Origin of the sequence: Bartonella sp. AP150HLJHH (assembly GCF_042196385.1) — a bacterium.
Classification (GTDB): Bacteria; Pseudomonadota; Alphaproteobacteria; order Rhizobiales; family Rhizobiaceae; genus Bartonella.
On sequence record NZ_JBHIQC010000126.1, the window covers coordinates 1 to 690 of the forward strand.

The following is a 690-nucleotide window of genomic DNA, read 5'->3' on the forward strand; positions in this document are numbered from 1 at the left end:
TGGTGAGGTTGTTCCGGTATTTGGATTTGTGCCTTTTGGTTGATAGGCTTCGTTAAAGACGCATAGGACGTTTTTTCCCTGTCTTAGGGTGAAGCGTGCGCTAATGGCATGGACAATCACCATGTTGCCTCTTGTGGTTTTGGGAACCAGCGATTCTGTACCGTCATTGCTGACAATGTAAATGGCAGGGATTTCTTGGTTGTCTGGAAATGTAAATGTTGTGGTTTTGCCATTGTCATAAACGGAGGAGGGTTCGAGCACGCTTGATCCTTGAGCGGTGTAAGCCCAATTGCGTGGTCCGTAGGTTTCAGAAGCGTTGAAGACATTATCGATACGCTGGGCTTGTTGTTTTTCTTGTCGCATAAGGGCTGCGAGTCTTCTTTGTTCTGCTTCGTCTTGGGGATAGCGAAATTTCACAAGGAAATATGTTTCTTGTCCAGAGGAAATTTCTCCATCTTTGATCGTAAGTTCAAATTGATAGGAGCGCTTTGAGCCATCAAGCTTTGTGGTGACGACTTGGAGATTGGTAATGGGTTGGACTTCTCTTGCTTTAAGGAAAAGAATATTGCCAGCGGGGGCGACTTCCCATGCAACACTGTTGCCAATTGCCACATGGGCAATTTCTTCATTGGGAGAAAATTCTATTTGTACCGATGAGCGTATGGAGCCAATAATTTTTGTGACATTATA

At 44.6% G+C, this 690-nt stretch carries 1 protein-coding gene; it reads right to left on the minus strand.

From position 1 onward, the window contains the following. Nucleotides 1-690: TrbG/VirB9 family P-type conjugative transfer protein (locus ACFING_RS10055; protein WP_375630833.1), on the minus strand; the 690-nt coding region annotated here is incomplete at both ends.